Genomic DNA, 18,037 nt, shown 5'->3' on the forward strand with positions numbered 1-18,037 from the left:
CATTTTAATTTCATTATTGAGGTGGGAAATTATGAAAGAACTAGAGGCGTTAATCAATAAGTATGATAAAGAAAATTACTTAAGCGGAGCGATTTTGATAGCTAAGGACGGTAAGATTTTATTTGAGAAGGCATATGGGAAAGCTAGTATTCAACTTGATGTGCCAAATACAGTAGATACCAAATTCCATATTGCCTCCGTAACAAAAATGTTTATTGCGGCAGCAATTTTAAAACTACAAGAGCAGGATTTAGTCCAACTTCATGAGAAACCTGGTACCTATATAGAAGAATTTAAAGCTCTTCATCCGAATATAACTGTTCATCATTTGTTAACCCATTCGTCAGGACTCCATGATATCTATGGTGTTCCTAATTTACGATTTGAAATGACTAAACTAAACATAGAGAAGGGCTGTTTTCTTACATATTTAGCGAAACAAGATCAATTATATCCACCTGGTGAAAGATGGCATTATAGTAGTACTGGTTTTTTAATTTTAGGTTATATCGTAGAGAAAGTAACGGGTCTAACATTTGACAATGCGTTGAATCAACTTTTCTTAGATCCGTTAGACATGCTAAATACTGGTCCTGATAATCCTCGTACAATTCATGATGGTCGAGCTTATGGTCATTCTAAAGAAAATGAAAAATACATAAATGCAGATAACGATAAGTTAAGTGAAGTTGATGCGCCTCGAGAATTATTTTCTACCGTTCGAGACTTAAATAAGTGGTGCGATGCCTTATTAAATGGCATTTTATCTCAAGAATCAATAGACAAGATGTTCAGACCATATCTCAGTGTAAGCTTTGATCCAACTCTTAAGTATGGATATGGATGGTTTTTAGGGGATCATTTTCGATTAATTGGTGGTGGAACACCTGGGTTTAGGTCGGAGATTTGGCAATTTCCAGATGAGAAGGTAAATGTAATCATGCTTTGGAACTACGAAAAAGTAGATTCTCACAAACTGTTTCATACGATAAAGGATTTCATTGTTTAATTGAAGTAGTGACATTGGATTTAACATCCAAATAGATGCGATAGCTATTAGAAAAGACTGAGAAGATTCGAGACGAATAATAGAAACTAAAGATATTCGCTCTTTATTCTCAAATAATCCAATAACCTAATGAACCTCCGCGTATAACGCGGTTTTTTTATTACTATTATCTATTTGATGTCCTTGTCGAAATGTCTCGAATGCCCTTTATCCCAGTCTCTCAACAATCTGCTATACTATTAATTGGCTAATACGGAGAACTCGAGGAGGAATCTTATGTACCGGATTTTCATTGTAGAGGACGATCATAAAATTAGCGCTGTCCTAAAGCGGAATATAGAGAAGTATGGATTTGAAGCATCGTGTGTATCGCAATTTCGTGACATTATGCCAGAGCTTGCAGCATATGAACCGCATTTGATCATGCTTGACATTAACCTGCCGTACTTCGACGGCTATTATTGGTGTAGACAAATACGAACAAAGTCCAATGTACCGATCATTTTCATTTCCGCTCGAGCGGGTGAGATGGATCAAGTGATGGCTATTGATCATGGTGGCGATGATTATGTCACCAAGCCGATCCACTTAGACCTCCTAATCGCCAAGGTGAGAAGTGTGCTAAGGAGAGTGTATGGGGATTATTCGGCTTCAACCGGTCTTGCTCCATCACAAGAGAACGAGTTAAACGTACAAGGTTTGAGGCTGAATCTTAGCCGTAATGAACTCATATGGCAAAATCGTAAAATCCAGATATCGAAAAATGAACAGTTATTGGCTGAATGCTTCATACATCAATATGGTAAAACCGTATCGCGGGACCAGCTGCTGGAGACGTTGTGGGACAATGCGCAGTTTGTCGATGACAACACGTTGACTGTTAATGTTGCAAGATTGCGGAAGAAGCTGGAGGAGCTGGGTTTGCCGAATGCGATCGCAACGGTACGAGGGTTGGGATATAAATTGCTCCTCGAAGAAGGGGAGGAGGAAGTGAATGCATGAGATGGTTGTCGGCAGCTTTGTTCATTCGTGACCGGCTAATTTATGTCGTAACTGGCCTTGTTATTATCGGGATTGGCGCCTGTTTAATGTTGCTGGAAAATGCTCGAAATCCTGGATTAATGGAGCCAAGCACGATTACGTATTTTGTAGCTGCGGGTGCTCTTTTGGGGGTGCTTGGTCTTACGGTTGACTATATCCGGCAGCGTCCGTATTACACACAGCTTAGAAAAGCCATTGATCGGTCTGATGAATTACAGGTTAACGCGATCAATCATTCTGCCGTCACGACGGAGCAGAAGCTCGTTGCGCGTTTGTTGGATTCACAGAACAGCGCTTATCTGAATAAGCTTGGCACATACCGCCGTCAGCAGGAGCTTCATAATCATTTTGTGCTGCAATGGGTGCACCATATGAAGACACCTTTATCGGTGATCGATTTGCTCTTGCAAGAGACGATAATGCAGATGCCTTCTACGGAGGAGGAACAGAAAGACCTCATCCTTAGCCTGCAAGAAGAGTCGGATCGAATGACGAGAGGTCTAGAAATGCTGCTGCATACCGCGCGCCTCGACAAGTTCGAAATGGATCTTCATCTCAAAAAAACGCCGATTCACGATATCATTCGCGACGTTCTAATCGCTCACAAACGCCTATGTATACGTCATACCATCATACCGCAAATTCACGGTGAATTATGGCCAGAAACGGATAAGAAGTGGATGACCGTCGTACTCAATCAAATCGTCAGTAACGCGATCAAATACAGCAAGGATAAGCAGGGTATGAAACACCTTATTTTCCATTTGGATCAGCAGGCAACAAGCAGCACGCTTAGCGTAACCGATGAGGGAAGTGGGATCGCACCACATGATTTGCCGCGAATATTTGATCCTTTCTTCACGGGTGAGAATGGCCAATCTGCGGGGGAATCAACGGGAATGGGGCTGTATTTGGCCAAGCAGATTTGCAGCAGGCTCGGTCACAAATTGTCCGTATCGTCGGAACGAGGTGTTGGAACCACATTTACGATCACGTTTCAACCAGATGGCATTCACATTCTTGGTGACAAGACTGGAAAGGATCTTCACGCTTTGTGACAACCTTGTCATGTTCGAAGCGTGATTTTTGTTATGTAAATCGATGGGTTCGGAGATCGTTGCCCGTTATACTAAACGTTGTAAAGACCAACAGACTGGAACGGGAGGAGGAATCGAACGATGAGTGTGCTTACAGCGCAAGGGCTTAGTAAAATTTACAATTCCAAAGGGAATATCGTATGTACAGCATTAGATGACATTGACTTGCAAATTGAAGATGGCGAATTTGTCGGTGTGATGGGTCCTTCGGGAAGCGGGAAGACGACATTGCTTCATCTGCTGGCGGCCATGGATCGTCCAACATCTGGCCGAATTGAAATTAACGGTATTGATCCGAGCAAGTTGAGTGATAAAAAATTGGCGCTCTTCAGAAGGCGCAAGCTTGGTTTCATTTTTCAGGATTTTAATCTACTGGAAGCGTTGACCATTAAGGAAAACATTATATTGCCGCTTGTGTTGGAAGGGGCGGATCCGATATTGATCGAAGAGAGACTGCGTCCGCTTGTGGAATGGCTGCAGATAGCACCTCTATTGAAAAAGCGTACCTATGAAGTATCAGGTGGTCAGAAGCAGCGGGCGGCGATAGCGCGGGCTCTAATTAATGCTCCGTCGTTAGTGCTCGCGGATGAATTGACTGGCAACTTGGATTCGAAATCAGCCAAGGATGTGATGGAGTCGCTCAATTCGTTGAATGAACGACTGAACGCAACGGTGTTAATGGTGACGCACGACCCGTTCTCAGCGAGCTATTGCCAGCGCATCGTGTTCATTAAAGACGGCAGAATCTTCTCGGAAATCCGGCGCGGCTCCAATCGGCAAGCATTTTTTCAACAAATATTAGACGTGCTGAGTGTGCTGGGAGGGAATTTCAATGACGTTCCGTTCGCTCGCGCTTAGCAACATTCGTGGTAATTGGCGGTCTTACAGTGCATTTTTTATGAGCAGCGTGTTTTCCGTCATGATCTTCTATATGTATGCTGCGTTTATTGCACACCCCGACCTGACAAGCGGTCATATGATCGGGACCTCTCAAGTAAGACAGGGAATGTTGTTCTGCCAATATATTATCGTCATTTTCTCGTTTCTGTTCGTGCTGTACTCTAATGCCGCCTTTCTGAAATCGAGAAGGAAAGAATTCGGGCTGTTATCCCTATTCGGAATGACCCGGATGCAGCTTCGCCAACTTATCATCTTTGAAAACACAGTTATCGCGGTCATGGCGATCGGTGGAGGTATCGGTCTAGGGGTGTTATTCAGCAAACCTTTCTTTATGGCACTCGCCGTTCTACTGGGAATGAGTGATCCCATTGCGGTTGCTGTACCACTTCATGCGCTATGGTTAACGGCTGGCGGCTTCTTCATGCTGTTCACACTCATCACAATCGGAACGGTTATGCGAGTAGGCCGAGCGGAAATTGTTGATTTACTTATGCCAGCAAGTACCTCCAAGAAGGAGACTGCTTATTCACCATGGCTTGCTTTGCTTGCAATCGCTTGTATTATAGCGGCTTATAGCATGGCTCTCCTATTAAATGTTAAGAACTTTAGTTTACTCGCAGGGTTCATCTTGCTTACGGCAATGACCGGAACGTATCTGTTGTTCACGCAGTTCAGTGTCTTGCTGCTGCGCTACTTGAAAAGAAATACAAGAGTCTACTACAATCGAACGAATTTGATCGTATTGGCCCAACTTGGTCATAAGCTGAAGGACAATGCACGAATGCTGTTTATGGTATCGATATTGAGTACCGTTATTTTAACGGCATCCGGTACGATTTACATGTTAGGTCTTGCGGTGCAGTTAGATGATATAAAGACGCAATATGCTGATCCGGAAGGACTCATTTCACTTACGATGTTTATTGGGATGTTCATTAGCTTGCTGTTCTTCATCGCATCTGGCAGCATGATTTACTTCAAATTATTTACCGAGCTGCAGGAAGATCAGATGCAGTATAAGGCGATTACCCGAATCGGAATGACGCCATCCGAACTTCGCAAAATCGTCGTTACTCAAGTCGGTGTTCTGTTCTACGCGCCTTGCCTCGTCGGCATTGTGCATGCGCTGATCGCGCTCAAAGCGTTGAATAATCTGCTCATGGTATCCAATTGGATCTATTCGTTCGTTATCATCGGCATTTATTTGGCCATGCATACAATTTACTTCCTTGTGGCTTGCAACAGCTACATGAAGAGCATAAATTTAACCAAGGAGAATCGGGAATGAAATCATCTATAAAACTGGGAATGATTATGATTGCTATGATTCTAGCAGTTAGCAGTTTTTCGCCAATCATAGCTAACGCAGACGCAAGCAATAAAATAGAGAAGATTGAACAATTCGTTCAAGAGCAAAAAAATATTAGTAAAATTCCAGGGATCTCGCTAGTCATTGTGGAGAAGGGGAAAACGGTCTATCAGAAAAGCTTCGGTTATGCTGATGTGAGAACGAAAAAACCAGTGACTGAAGAGACGCTATTTGAAATCGGATCAACATCCAAAGCATTTACGGGATTAGCTATTCTGCAATTGGAAAAGGAAGGGTTGTTAGAACTTTCAGATGATGTCCAGAAGTATATCCCATGGTTGAAATTGAACTATAACGGAGAAGCGCAGACCATTACCCTGAATCAACTTCTTCATCATACCAGCGGAATCGCTTCGAAATCGATCACACGTATTCCTGAGAGCAAAGCAGATAACGCCCTTGAGCTGACAGTAAAAACACTGCTGGATCAACCTTTAAACCGTAAGCCAGGCAGCTCTTTGGAATACGCAACAATCAATTACGATGTCTTGGGACTCGTGATCGAGAAGGTAACAAATAAGCCATATGATATGTACATGAAGGAGCATGTTTTAGAGCCGATCGGTATGCATGATTCGTTCGTTGGACGACATCAAGTGGGTCAATCCGCAGAGATGGCAACCGGTTATAAAATCGGGTTCATGAAAGAACAGGCCTATACAGCACCCATTTACCGGGGGAATATTCCGGCAGGGTATATAGTCAGCAACACGAGTGATATTGCGAAATGGATGAATTTACAGTTAGGTAACGATCTAAGCCATGCTATCGATAATCAGGTCATTCAAGCATCACATATGCCTGATCAATCCGTCGCCCCATTCGATAAGGATACCTACTATGCCAGCGGCTGGGCAATCATGAAGAAGCACGACAAACCCTATATTTATCACGCTGGTGAGAACCCGAATTTTACCTCGTATTTCATCATGCAGCCGGATGAGCAGGTAGGCGTTGCTATATTATCCAATATGGATACGAGTTTTACGAGAGCTATAGGTCAAGGTGTGATGGAGTTGTGGGAGGGGAATAAGGTAACCAATAATCATACCGATAGTTATCAAAAGATGGATTACATTGTGAGCATCGTATGCATCGTCGGTGGCGGTTTGGGTGTATTGTTCATCCTATTCACGCTCGTCATTGTGAGAAATCTGGCTTGTAAACAACGGATATGGACATCTTTAAACGTCAAAAGAAGTCTGTTATTGCTTATTCTTACATTGCTTGTTGCAGCGATTTTGACATTCATGATTAAGGCACCGAAAATCTTTCTTGGAGTGCCATGGACTTTTATTAAAGTATGGGGACCGACGTCCATAACGGCGTTTCTATATAGCGTCATCGCCTTATGCCTCGTCGTTTATATGTTTGGATTATTACTCATCTTATCGAAGAAGATGAAATTGCCGCGTTGAAGTGTAAATGATCAAAAAGACGCGTGGGCAGGCTAACATCATGTAAAATAGCAATTCAGAAGAAATGCAGCACCTGCAATTATCATATAATAAGGCTACAGAAGCTAAGAATCGAGGAAGGGGGGGATCCGGTTGAGTCATATCACATTAATCGAATCGTATAAAAGCGATTTACAGCAGTATTCACAAGATCATTTAAGGTATATCGCTTCTGAAGGGGTCTGGTCAATCGGACAAATGTACGACCATTTGATTCTCGTTGCCCATGAGTACCTGGATAATGTAGAAACATGTGCGAGGCAGGAAGTAGAGCAACACCTCGGGAAGAGCGATTTTGGGGAACGTCTATATCAAATGGGAGGATTTCCACCCATTAAAATCAAATTACCAGACGAATTAAATGCACCGCCCAACAATTCGGCTAGTCAAGAAGATCTTATGAATAGACTCGATCAAGTCATGCTGAGATTGAGAGAATTAGAAACCAGCATAGATGCGATAAATCCAAACTACAAAGTTAACCATGGCGGCTTTGGCTGGCTGAATGCGAAAGAATGGTACGATCTTGTCGGCATGCATTTTCGCCATCATCTACGACAGAAATACGAGTTGGAGCAAAACCTAGGGTTCCAAGCATGAAAGAGGAAATCATTCTATGATGAAGGGGGCAATAACTTGAAGTTTTCTCATGTAAGATTATTAGTGCCGAATGTGAGGGAATGTTTTATCTTTTACCGGGATATTATGGGCCTTGAAGTTCTGTATGGCAATGAAGACACGCCGTTTGCTGAGTTTAAGACAGGAGATATTCATATCGCATTGGAGCCTCCAATGGCGAGTGAACCTATTGCAGCTTTCCGTAATAAGAATGAATTTAGTGCCCTTGATCAGGTTGCCCTCATTTTCAGAGTAGATGACATTGACGCAACATATGATCGATTGAAGAGTAGAGAAGTTGAGTTTGTAAAAGAACCACATGACACGCTTGAATGGAATATGCGAGTAGCATATTTTCGTGACCCTGCTGGAAATTTGATTGAGATTAATCAAGGAATTTAATAGATCGATGATATCCCTTTCTTGCAGAAGGGATTTTTTCTTATGAGAGCATAGGGCGATTCAGGAAACGTTTCATGAGCAATGAAAGTGAGATCAGGATCGGAGGATCATCTATTCGTGGTGGGTAGAGCTCAACATTCTGATCCGGAATAGGCTCACTCATTTTGACGATAATAGGCATCTTAGAGCGCGTGCGAAGTGTATGATGAGGCAGCAAAAATTCTCTCGACTCCATCCCCCAAGCTACGGAAGTCGCCATGAGGTAATACGTTCCGGGTTGGATAGAAGGTATACAAAAATCGCCAAGGGAGCGCAATAAGGTTCCGTACTTGGGGAGACCTTCCGGAATGGGCTTCGTAAACAACCCGATCAGAATCACACCTTCAAACGGATACGCGCTATGAATGGTTCCAGTTAGGTTGGGGTATATGTGAGAACCAATGGTCGGCGTCGGCCATCGTTGAAGATTGGCTAACTGATGCAAATGTTCGTCAGCGAACATCGTTGAATGACGAAATACGGAAGGCGTCATGCCTACACGTTGCGTAAATCGGGTCGTAAACGTGCCGAGACTCTGTTGCCCGATCTCCTCTGCGATTTCTCGAATAGGGAAGGGTGTCGTGAGCAACAAATCTTTAGCCTTCTGGAGTCGTAATGATGAAATGAAATGCTGTGGGGTTAGCCCTAACCTCTGTTTAAATATTCTCGTAAAATGGAAGGGACTATATGCCACATAGCGAGATAACTGGGATAATGTGAGCGGTTCATAAATATGTGCATGAATGTAATGAATCAACTCATCCAGCTCTGGATAAAGGTCGGTCACGATGTTCACTTCCCATCAAGGATCAATGCCACACCATGCGATTATATTAAATTTGAGAATAATTAGCAATTAATGAAAAAGATACTTCTGTTAGATAGCATCATGACATACTGTGGTGAAACACATGTTATTGGTATTTCCTATAATAGTTATTTCGATTATATATTATACCAATAGACGTCATGCCTCTATGATGTACTTATGTAATCATGTGGAGGGATGATCAGATGTCTATTTATGAATTTCAAGTGAAGTCGATTCATGATTCACCCGTATGTATATCAATTTATCGTGAGAAGGTTCTCCTTGTTGTCAATACAGCCAGCAGGTGCAGCTACTCCCGCCAATTCGCCGATCTTCAAAAGCTATATGAAACACACCTTGCAAAAGGATTTGAAGTGCTCGGTTTTCCTTGTCATCAATTTAACGAGAAAGAACCGGGGAGTAACTTGGAAATACAAGAATATTGCAAGGGGAACTTCGGCTTGACGTTTCCATTATTTGCGAAAGTGGAGGTTCGGGGGCCGTCTGCTCATCCTCTATTCCAATATTTAACACAGCAAGCACCATTTCATGGTTATGATAGCAAGACGGTGAATGGAATAGGGATGCGGGATTTTCTGCAAAAAAAGTATCCTAACATATATGCCGGTGATGGGATCAAGTGGAATTTCTCGAAGTTTTTGATCGATCGGAACGGCCATGTGTTGAAGAGATACGAAACGACGACGGAACCATCTGCTATTGAAATGGATATTAAATCGATCCTTTGAGGGAAGGAGGAGGTTTTGGAATTTTACGATTTCCAATTTATTGGTGAGCGTAATTTATCGATTCATATGATGAACGAGCATCGTGAGTTTAAATATTATGGCTATGTTAATTCTTAATGTTGATATTTGAAAAGCTTAGCGGCTCCAAATCGTGCAATTGAATGAAATCCAGGAGCAAAAGCATAAAGATGGACTGGTTTGTCCGCATTGCAACAATCATTCAGTGGTGCGATTTGGAAAATACGTGATTAAGACTCGTACTGGTGAGGTCAAACGACAACGTTACCGTTGTAAATCCTGTCGTCAAACCTTCAATGACCTCACCAACACCCCTCTTCAACGCACCAGAAGACCTCACCTCTGGGTTCGATTTATAGAATGTATGATTGAGGGTTTTTCACTGAGGAAATGTGCCGAGCTGTTGCATGATGAGGTAACTCATGTATCCCTGTTTTACTGGCGGCATAAGATTCTTGCCGCTCTGAAACAAATTCCAATCGAAACATTCCAGGGTATCGTCGAAATGGATGAGACCTATTTCTTGTTCTCTGAAAAGGGCAAAAGGAATATCGTTGAACGCAAGTCCCGTAAAAGTGGTGGCAAAGCTAAATATCGTGGCATCAGTAATGACCAAATATGTGTATTGGTGGCTCGTGACCGTCAGAAGATGACTTTCTCTGGCGTTCTTGGACGTGGACGTATTCGGACAGCTAAATTGGATGAGGCTATCGGCTGTCATTTAACCGAATCAAACGTACTTTGTACCGATTCATGGAGGGCATTCAATTCCTATGCGAATACGAAAGGATTAGCACATTACCGCTTTAAGTCTGATGGGAAACAACGTGTTAAAGGCGTTTACCACATTCAGAATGTAAACAACTATCATAGTCGTTTGTAACGATGGATTGACCGCTTTAATGGTGTAGCAACCAAGTATTTACAACATTACCTTGCCTGGTTCCGTTACTTAGACAGCAAGGAATATGAGAATACAACGTCGAATATGAAAAATATGCTGGTCTCCTCCTGCCTGGTTACTGTAAATGAGACAAATACCAAACTTCGACAAACAGCATTTTCATGCTGATGGGTAACGAGGAAGTAGTGTACAAGTTATTAGAGAAACGGAGAGGATTTAATTGAAGAAAGACGAAACGGAACATATCATTTATCGAATGTACGAAGCATTCAATAGCAGAAATATAAACGCCTCAGATGATATTTTTACGAAAGAATTTTATAGTCATCCATTGCAATCGGGGGTTGAAGCTGTTAAAAAGGCATGGGCTTCGATGTTCGAACGATTCCCGAATATCCGAGTTGTTGTCGAAGACCTGCTTGTCGATGGCGATAAGGCTGCAAGCCGTACCAGTATATGGGGAATCACAGCTGACGATTCCGAAAGAAAACCGATGATCCTTGAACTCATTCGAGTGGAAAACGATCGGATTGCCGAAGTGTGGGGGCTTACGAATTTGGGTGAGACAAAGCGTAAAGAATAAACGACGGGAGTTAAATTGGTCGAAAATCAACAATGAAATTTAACATAGCCAATATTATAAGTATCATTTGATTAATTAACAACGACGGAACCACGGCCTTAGAAGGTCCGTGGTTCCGCCAAACGATCATCACTACGGTTGTAATTTACGGAAGACATTGTAGCTTCTGCGTGCGCACTCTGAAATGGATATGGGGTGGAAGCCGCTGACATCTGCATACAAAGTATCGTTAAGTGGTGCGATCCACGAACTAGGAAGGGCTGCCGCTCCAAGCGAAGCGCCGAGAATGGAACCGACCGTTGCACCATTGCAATCCGTATCCCAACCGCCAAGCACGGCTGTCGTAATGCCTTTTTCGAAATCGCCGCCGGAATGAATGAGTGCAGCCGCGCATAATGCAGCATTATTATTCGTATGAACAGGGTGGTAGTGTTTAAATGACTCCCATATTTTACTTACAAGTTCGACCTGATCATTCGTTTCCTCGGCGATCCTAACCGCGAGCGCAATATCTTCGGCCAGACGGCAATTCTTCGGAATTTCGCTTAATCCGATCTCAATGATTCGTCTCACATCGCTCTCTACGAATGCAGCAGCAATCATCGCTGCACAGAACATCGCGCCATAAATGCCATTCTTCACATGGGAGAAGGAGGCGTCACGCCATGCGAGCTCAGCTGCAAGCTGAGGATGACCGGCTGCACCATAGGCATACCCATCCACACGGATTTGGGCGCCGATCCATTCGCGGAAAGGGTTCAAATAGGAACGGCCCCATTGAATATGCTGTTCCCAATCCTCCGGGCGTTCTCCGCTTATATGCGAAGTCACGCGTGCAAAATTTAAGTATGACTGTGCTTCGGCCGTGAATACCTGTCCAAATGACAGATGACGATGCCACAGCTTGCCAACATCCCAAGAACTAAAATCTAGACCGCGCTCCTCTAGCATTAGCAGTCCTAGCACGGTATAACGAATATCATCATCCGTCTCCATGTAACGAATGTTGTCGCCACAACTCGCCAGACTGCTCCAGTGAGCGATCTCGATATTATACTGCGCCTCCGCAGTCGATTTACTCGGCGTATAGTGACGAATCGGCCATTGTCCAGCACCTTCGAACCACAGCTTAATATTGTGCCAGCCTGGTCTGTCCCCAGAACCGTTCATGAAAGAATGGGCCTCCAGCGGCTTACCAAGCGCACAACCGGCCGCACGGCCGAGCCAAGCACCATAGAGCTTGTCTTGCCATGTACTGTCGTCCCAATTGTTGACCAGCATGCGCGGTCCAATCGGTCGTTCAGCGCGAATTTCTTCCAGATCTGATGGTTCAACATACTTAAAATCCGTACTTGGTTCAAGCGCCATGAGTTCTTGATATACGTCCATCAGCTGCGATTCATTCGTACCGGCTGCGTCGAGACGCTCTGTGAATCCTAATACGTCGCAACCTTCCTCTCGGCGCTGCGTTATTTCCTCACTTACAATTTCTCTAAGTCCAATCCATTTCGTCATGACATGTTCCCTCCTGAATTACGTATGTTTGCATTCATTATAACGATCGCCCGTCGCCATGACTTCTCGAATGATGATGACGATATTCTCATTTTTTGCTCATTGCGCTGACCCCATGGATTGCCGATACACAATCGGAGACACGCCAACGAACTCTTTAAATACCCGATAGAAGGTTGGCAAGCTCTGAAAGCCGCATTCGAATGCGATCGTAGCAACCGCTTTGTCCGTTCCTGTTAAATCCCGCTTAGCGGATTGTACACGCAGTAGGGACACATAATCCGAGAAGCGATAACCTGTCGTCTCCAGAAAGGCCCGACTCACGCGAGAGACACTTAGACCCAGTTCATCGGCCAATTCTCCCAGGCCAATCGGCTCCCTGTGGCGCTGCTCGACCAATGTGGCTAACGACTGGACTTGATGAACGGACTTCACCATGATTAAGCGTTCATCCTCCGTGAGCAGACCGTTATAATGGCGCAGAAGGCGTCCGCAAAGTTGGATTAGTGCACTTTTGGCCATCGCTAGATAGCCTGGTGATTTCTCCTTCAGCTCATCGGCAATGGTCAGGATCCAAGGCGTTAGCTGTTGAGCAAGCGCCGAGCCACCAGCAATATGATTGCAGAAGTGAGTAGATCGATATGAAAATGGCAGCAGTAAACCAGGCTCCTCCGCTAGCAGTATTGCAGCATCAAAGTTGATGAACAGGTAGCGGCTCGGATCGTCCGAATCTGATTGCGCAACGTGCCGTTCCTCATGATTGACAAGGAACAAATCGCCAGGACTCGCTGCATAGCGTTTATTCCCGAAGGAAAAGGTACCTTTTCCTGACAGACATAGGCCGATTTCCAGACTTGCATGCATATGGGGCGTCTGTTGGTACGTTGCAGGTGTCCATTCGAAAGCATTGATAGGAATGGGATGATCATAGGTAATATGTAGTTTCATCGTGACCATTTACCTCCTGACAAGAATCAGTTGATATGCCAAGTATATAAAGAAGGGATGCTCTGAGCCATATACTACTCTTTACTTTCAAATAAAAATTTTGAGTTGGGGGTTTTCCTACTGGCATTTGTTGTTCTCTATAAGTATACGAATCTATGATATGATGGGAATTGTTGGTAGCAAATATTTCGATTAATCATATGGGAGAGGTGTTTCGTGTATGTCGAAAATTTTAAGCCGAGCTGAAGTAGCTACGGAATCAACATGGAATTTGAATGATATTTTTGAAACGCAAGAGGCATGGGAAAAAGAATTAATCGCTGTTCAGCAGGACATCACCTCCGTTACGAAGTATGAAGGAAGACTCGGTGAAGGAGCAGATATGCTGCTGGCCTGTCTTCATGCACAGGAAGAGCTTCAAGCTAGACTCAACCGTGTTGCATCCTTTGCTTATTTACATCAATCCGGTGACAGCATCAATCCTGAAAATCAGATGAATGCGACGAAAGCGCGCGATCTTGCTACTCGAGTCAGTTCAGCACTTTCCTTTATCAAATCTGAAATTATCGCTCTACCAGACGGCTCGATTGACCAGCACATCATAGAACAGCCCCAGCTTCAAGAGTTCGAACGCAGTCTTGGATTGCTTATTCAGACGAAACCGCACAGACTAACGGCGGAGACGGAAAAAGTTCTTGCTTCCTTTGGAGAAGTATTAGGAGCACCATACCGTATCTATGAACGCAGTAAGCTGGCGGATATGACATTCCCGCCAACGGGGAACGGCCGAGGGGAAGAAGTACCAGTTTCATTTGCGCTTTATGAGAACAAGTACGTTGAGTCGCCGGATACAGATCTGCGCCGAAATGCGTTTAATACCTTTAGCGAGACATTGTACAAATACCGCAATACATTTGCTGAAGCCTATGGGACCGAAGTGAAGCGCCAAGTGATTGAATCGGGGTTGCGTGGGTATGACTCTGTTACGGACATGCTTTTGGAACCGCAGCAGGTCACAACGGAAATGTATAACAACATACTGGATATTCTGCAGAAAGAACTGGCACCACATATGCGAAAATATGCTGCGCTTAAGAAGCGCGTGCTGCAATTAGACGAGATGACGTTTGCGGATCTGAAAGCTCCGCTTGATCCTGATTTCAGTCCTGGCATTTCTTTTCAGGAAGCAGGAGATCTAATCAAGGAAGCCTTATCAATCCTTGGTCCGGAGTACGGGGAAATCGTATCGGATGCCTTTGAAAATCGGTGGGTAGATTACGCGGATAACGCAGGGAAGAGAACGGGTGCGTTCTGCATGTCGATTTCTGGCGTCCATTCCTATATTCTAATCAGTTGGGCGGATAGTATGAGAGGTGCCTTTACGCTAGCTCATGAAGTGGGCCATGCTGGTCATCTTATGCTGGCGAGCAAATATCAGCGTTTGACGAACGCCAGACCTTCGCTGTATTTCATTGAAGCTCCTTCTACGATGAACGAGCTCCTGCTGGCGAATCATTTGCTGGCACGTTCTAATGATCCGAGAATGCGTCGCTGGGTGATTTCCCAGCTGCTTGGAACCTATTTCCACAACTTTGTCACCCATTTACTCGAAGGGGAGCTTCAGCGCTGGGTTTACGACCTTGCCATGAAAAATGTACCCATTACTGCCGTTACATTGTGTGAGTTGAAGGGGAATATCCTGTCTTCGTTCTGGGGAGAGGATGTGGTTATCGATGAGCATGCCAAGTTAACCTGGATGCGTCAGCCACACTACTATATGAGCTTGTACCCATACACATATGCTGCGGGTCTAACTGCATCCACAGCCGTAGCTAAGCTCATCCGAGAGGAAGGGCAACCTGCCGTGGATCGCTGGCTCGAGGTGTTAAAAGCCGGGGGATCAATGAGCCCACTCGAATTGATGAAATTGGCAGGCGTAGACATGTCTCAGCCTGATCCGATTCGCAGCGCTGCAGCCTACGTCGGATCACTTATTGATGAGCTGGAGGGCTTGTATTAAGTTTAGTCCTTTAACCTCGCAAAGTTGCTGATGATCTGGATGAATTCTACCAGGAATTAGTGAACAATGGAGCAACCATTCATCAGGAGCTTGAAATCTATGATTTTGAGTGGGGGGCATGGAAAGAGTTCTCCATTAAAGATCCAGACAATTATGGTATTGCATTTGGATCGGGTAAGAAAATAGTATAATCGTTGATCATACAGCACTTTCTAGACTAATCATACTTAAATAGTAATGCGGTCGTTACCCAACGACCGCATTACTATATTCGAAAATCTATTTGCCAGTCGCAACAAACGCTTCAATACGGGCTTTAATCGCATCACGAACATTTCTGAATTGAGCCATAATTTCCTCTTCGGTCCCCGTTGCTTTTGCAGGATCATCGAATCCCCAATGCCATTTCACGACATTCGGATTAGAAATAACCGGACAATGTTCATCCGCATGTCCGCAGAGCGTTACTACATAATCAGCGTTGTTTAGGATCTCTGAATCAATCACGTCGGAGGTGTGCTGACGAATATCTACGCCTGCTTCTTCCATCACTTGAACAGCTCTTGGGTTTAATCCATGAGCTTCAAGACCAGCACTTTTAACTTCATACTGTTGTCCGCCAATCGATTTCAAGAATCCATCCGCTATTTGGCTGCGGCAGGAGTTGCCTGTACATAAAAAGTAAACGAGTTTCTTTTCCATTTTTCATTTCCCCTTTGTTATGAATGAATGATGCTGAGCCATAAATAAAGACCAATTAATGTCATTAGCAATACGGGTATAGTCAGCACGATTCCTACTTTAAAGTAATAACCCCAAGTGATTTTGACATTTTTCTTCGCAAGTACGTGCAGCCATAAGAGTGTAGCAAGCGAGCCGATTGGCGTAATTTTGGGACCTAGATCTGAGCCAATGACGTTTGCATAAATGAGTGCTTCATGCAGCATACCTTGCGAAGAGGTACCTTGAATTGCAAGAGCATCAATCATGACAGTTGGCATGTTATTCATCACGGAGGAGAGGATGGCAGCGACAAATCCAGATCCAACTGTTGCAATAAACAATCCTTGATCAGCCATCCACTGAAATACTTTGCCGAGCTCATCCGTAAGTCCAACGTTACGAAGTCCATAGACGACCACATACATTCCGATCGAAAACACAACTACGGACCACGGCGCTCCTTTAATGACAATTCCAGTTTGAATAACCGAACTCTTTCTAGCGAACAAAATAAATACAATGGCAGCCAATCCAGCTATGAAGGATACCGGTACATGTATAAATTCGCTGATGATATATGCCACGAGTAGAACGGCAAGAACGACCCATGACAGCTTAAACATACGCATATCCTTGATGGCTTCCCTAGGCTGCTTCAACGCAGTGAGATCCACTGTTTTTGGAATTCTTTTACGGAACAAGATAAACAACATGAGTAAGCTTCCTCCAATAGAGAAGAAGTTCGGGACAATCATCCGGCTGGCATATTCCGCAAATCCGATACCGAAGAAATCAGAAGAAACGATATTAACTAGGTTACTTACGACAAGCGGAAGGGATGCTGTATCCGAGATAAAACCGCTGGCCATGATGAAGGGCAGTATCATTCGATCGTCAAACTTCAAGGCTCTGACCATGGCAAGGACGATGGGCGTCAGGATGAGTGCGGCTCCATCGTTAGAAAAGAACGCAGCAACGGCAGCTCCCAATAGAACCACATAAGTGAACATTAGATACCCGTTTCCTCTTGCAAACCGTGCTATGTGCAGAGCTGACCATTCAAAAAAACCGATCTCATCCAGAATTAGTGAAATGAGTATGACCGACACAAATGCCAGCGTCGCATTCCAGACGATACCGGTGACATCCCAGACATCACGGAGGTCGACAACCCCGAATAATAGGGCTAAGATCGCTCCACCCACAGCGGAATAGCAGATGTTTAAGCCTTTAGGCTGCCAGATGACGAAGACAAGTGTAAGAATAAAAATAATGGATGCAACAGCTAACATGAAGTCCTCCTTGAATTACTTGCAACAATCTGGATTTAATTTGCTAATATCATCCTTCATAGAAGGCAGCTCTTCTAAAATCCCTTCTAAGTAAGGCTTGTCTTCTAGATTTAAGGAGTAATAAATCCATTGGCTTTTTCTTGTTTCTATCACGAGTCCCCCTTTTTTCAATTTTCTTAAATGCTGACTGATATTGGGCTGGGTGGTATGAAGAATATCGACGATATCACAAACACACATTTCTTTCTCTTTGAGAAGAGCAAGGATCTTTAGCCGCGTATTATCGGCTAGCAGCTTAAGCGTCTCAACAAGTGTTTCAACAGTTTGTGTCAATAGATGCACTCCTTCACACGTTTAGGTTAGAGGTTTCCGACATTCCACACTGAACACATACATTTAACATTATACACAGCCTCTTATATAAGTAAATGATTATATAATTGAATAATTATTTACAAGCTAGACTGTCAGGTATAATTGAGCAAACATTAAGGTCTTTTTGACCAAAAGCTTTGGTTGGTTAGGGTGTGGAATGGATATCA

17 protein-coding genes and 1 pseudogene are annotated in these 18,037 nt (G+C 43.9%); 12 read left to right on the forward strand and 6 right to left on the reverse strand.

The window, feature by feature from the left end:
* Positions 1–31 precede the first annotated feature (31 nt).
* The 8 genes from AC3WU2_RS04195 to AC3WU2_RS04230 all read left to right on the forward strand — a co-directional run bounded on the left by AC3WU2_RS04195 (position 32) and on the right by AC3WU2_RS04230 (position 7,893).
* Positions 32–1,009, forward strand: a complete 978-nt coding sequence (locus tag AC3WU2_RS04195; protein WP_492451527.1) for a serine hydrolase domain-containing protein — start codon at positions 32–34, stop codon at positions 1,007–1,009.
* 276 nt (positions 1,010–1,285) lie between these two features.
* Complete coding sequence (locus AC3WU2_RS04200; RefSeq protein ID WP_492451529.1) at positions 1,286–2,011, forward strand: response regulator; 726 nt, start codon at positions 1,286–1,288, stop codon at positions 2,009–2,011.
* Positions 2,008–3,108 (forward strand): sensor histidine kinase, encoded by a 1,101-nt coding sequence (locus AC3WU2_RS04205; protein WP_492451531.1) that lies wholly within the window; start codon positions 2,008–2,010, stop codon positions 3,106–3,108. Before AC3WU2_RS04200 ends, AC3WU2_RS04205 begins: the two co-directional genes overlap by 4 nt.
* A gap of 120 nt (positions 3,109–3,228) precedes the next feature.
* Positions 3,229–4,005: an ABC transporter ATP-binding protein gene (locus AC3WU2_RS04210; protein WP_492451534.1), complete on the forward strand. Its 777-nt coding sequence runs from the start codon at positions 3,229–3,231 to the stop codon at positions 4,003–4,005.
* Positions 3,980–5,335, forward strand: coding sequence for an FtsX-like permease family protein (locus AC3WU2_RS04215; protein ID WP_492451536.1), 1,356 nt, complete (start codon positions 3,980–3,982; stop codon positions 5,333–5,335). The genes AC3WU2_RS04210 and AC3WU2_RS04215 overlap by 26 nt, the downstream gene beginning before the upstream one ends.
* Positions 5,332–6,834 carry a serine hydrolase domain-containing protein gene (locus AC3WU2_RS04220; protein WP_492451538.1) on the forward strand — a complete coding sequence of 501 codons (1,503 nt, stop codon included), beginning with the start codon at positions 5,332–5,334 and terminating at the stop codon, positions 6,832–6,834. Before AC3WU2_RS04215 ends, AC3WU2_RS04220 begins: the two co-directional genes overlap by 4 nt.
* Positions 6,835–6,966: 132 nt before the next feature.
* Positions 6,967–7,473: a DinB family protein gene (locus AC3WU2_RS04225; protein ID WP_492451541.1), complete on the forward strand. Its 507-nt coding sequence runs from the start codon at positions 6,967–6,969 to the stop codon at positions 7,471–7,473.
* Between the two features lie 36 nt (positions 7,474–7,509).
* On the forward strand, positions 7,510–7,893 hold the full coding sequence (locus AC3WU2_RS04230) for a VOC family protein (RefSeq protein WP_492451543.1): 384 nt from the start codon (positions 7,510–7,512) through the stop codon (positions 7,891–7,893).
* 40 nt (positions 7,894–7,933) lie between these two features.
* Here AC3WU2_RS04230 and AC3WU2_RS04235 read toward each other — a convergent pair whose 3' ends face one another.
* Positions 7,934–8,719: a helix-turn-helix domain-containing protein gene (locus AC3WU2_RS04235; RefSeq protein WP_492451545.1), complete on the reverse strand. Its 786-nt coding sequence runs from the start codon at positions 8,717–8,719 to the stop codon at positions 7,934–7,936.
* 227 nt (positions 8,720–8,946) lie between these two features.
* Between AC3WU2_RS04235 and AC3WU2_RS04240 the strand changes: the two genes are divergently transcribed.
* The 3 genes and pseudogenes from AC3WU2_RS04240 (at position 8,947) to AC3WU2_RS04250 (ending at position 10,997) form a co-directional block, all read left to right on the forward strand.
* The gene (locus AC3WU2_RS04240) at positions 8,947–9,492 is read left to right on the forward strand and encodes a glutathione peroxidase (protein ID WP_492451547.1); all 546 of its coding nucleotides are present in this window, start codon (positions 8,947–8,949) and stop codon (positions 9,490–9,492) included.
* A 163-nt stretch (positions 9,493–9,655) separates the two neighbouring features.
* A pseudogene (locus tag AC3WU2_RS04245) lies at positions 9,656–10,582 on the forward strand (IS1595 family transposase); the annotation flags it as partial.
* Between the two features lie 52 nt (positions 10,583–10,634).
* The gene (locus tag AC3WU2_RS04250) at positions 10,635–10,997 is read left to right on the forward strand and encodes an ester cyclase (protein WP_492451549.1); all 363 of its coding nucleotides are present in this window, start codon (positions 10,635–10,637) and stop codon (positions 10,995–10,997) included.
* 132 nt (positions 10,998–11,129) lie between these two features.
* Here the strand turns inward: AC3WU2_RS04250 and AC3WU2_RS04255 are convergent, their stop codons facing one another.
* Both AC3WU2_RS04255 and AC3WU2_RS04260 read right to left on the reverse strand, forming a co-directional pair.
* Complete coding sequence (locus tag AC3WU2_RS04255) at positions 11,130–12,512, reverse strand: ADP-ribosylglycohydrolase family protein (protein WP_492451551.1); 1,383 nt, start codon at positions 12,510–12,512, stop codon at positions 11,130–11,132.
* A gap of 99 nt (positions 12,513–12,611) precedes the next feature.
* Positions 12,612–13,460: an AraC family transcriptional regulator gene (locus AC3WU2_RS04260; RefSeq protein ID WP_492451553.1), complete on the reverse strand. Its 849-nt coding sequence runs from the start codon at positions 13,458–13,460 to the stop codon at positions 12,612–12,614.
* A gap of 220 nt (positions 13,461–13,680) precedes the next feature.
* Between AC3WU2_RS04260 and pepF the strand changes: the two genes are divergently transcribed.
* Positions 13,681–15,480 carry an oligoendopeptidase F gene (gene pepF, locus AC3WU2_RS04265; protein WP_492451555.1) on the forward strand — a complete coding sequence of 600 codons (1,800 nt, stop codon included), beginning with the start codon at positions 13,681–13,683 and terminating at the stop codon, positions 15,478–15,480.
* A gap of 279 nt (positions 15,481–15,759) precedes the next feature.
* Here the strand turns inward: pepF and arsC are convergent, their stop codons facing one another.
* Genes arsC through AC3WU2_RS04280 form a run of 3 tightly spaced genes read right to left on the reverse strand, consistent with a single transcriptional unit; the run spans position 15,760 to position 17,828 of the window.
* Complete coding sequence (gene arsC, locus AC3WU2_RS04270) at positions 15,760–16,182, reverse strand: arsenate reductase (thioredoxin) (RefSeq protein ID WP_492451557.1); 423 nt, start codon at positions 16,180–16,182, stop codon at positions 15,760–15,762.
* 17 nt (positions 16,183–16,199) lie between these two features.
* Complete coding sequence (locus AC3WU2_RS04275; protein WP_492451559.1) at positions 16,200–17,495, reverse strand: arsenic transporter; 1,296 nt, start codon at positions 17,493–17,495, stop codon at positions 16,200–16,202.
* 15 nt (positions 17,496–17,510) lie between these two features.
* Complete coding sequence (locus AC3WU2_RS04280) at positions 17,511–17,828, reverse strand: ArsR/SmtB family transcription factor (RefSeq protein WP_492451561.1); 318 nt, start codon at positions 17,826–17,828, stop codon at positions 17,511–17,513.
* Positions 17,829–18,037: the final 209 nt, after the last annotated feature.

The organism is Paenibacillus sp. EB106-05-06-XG162 (assembly GCF_058791655.1).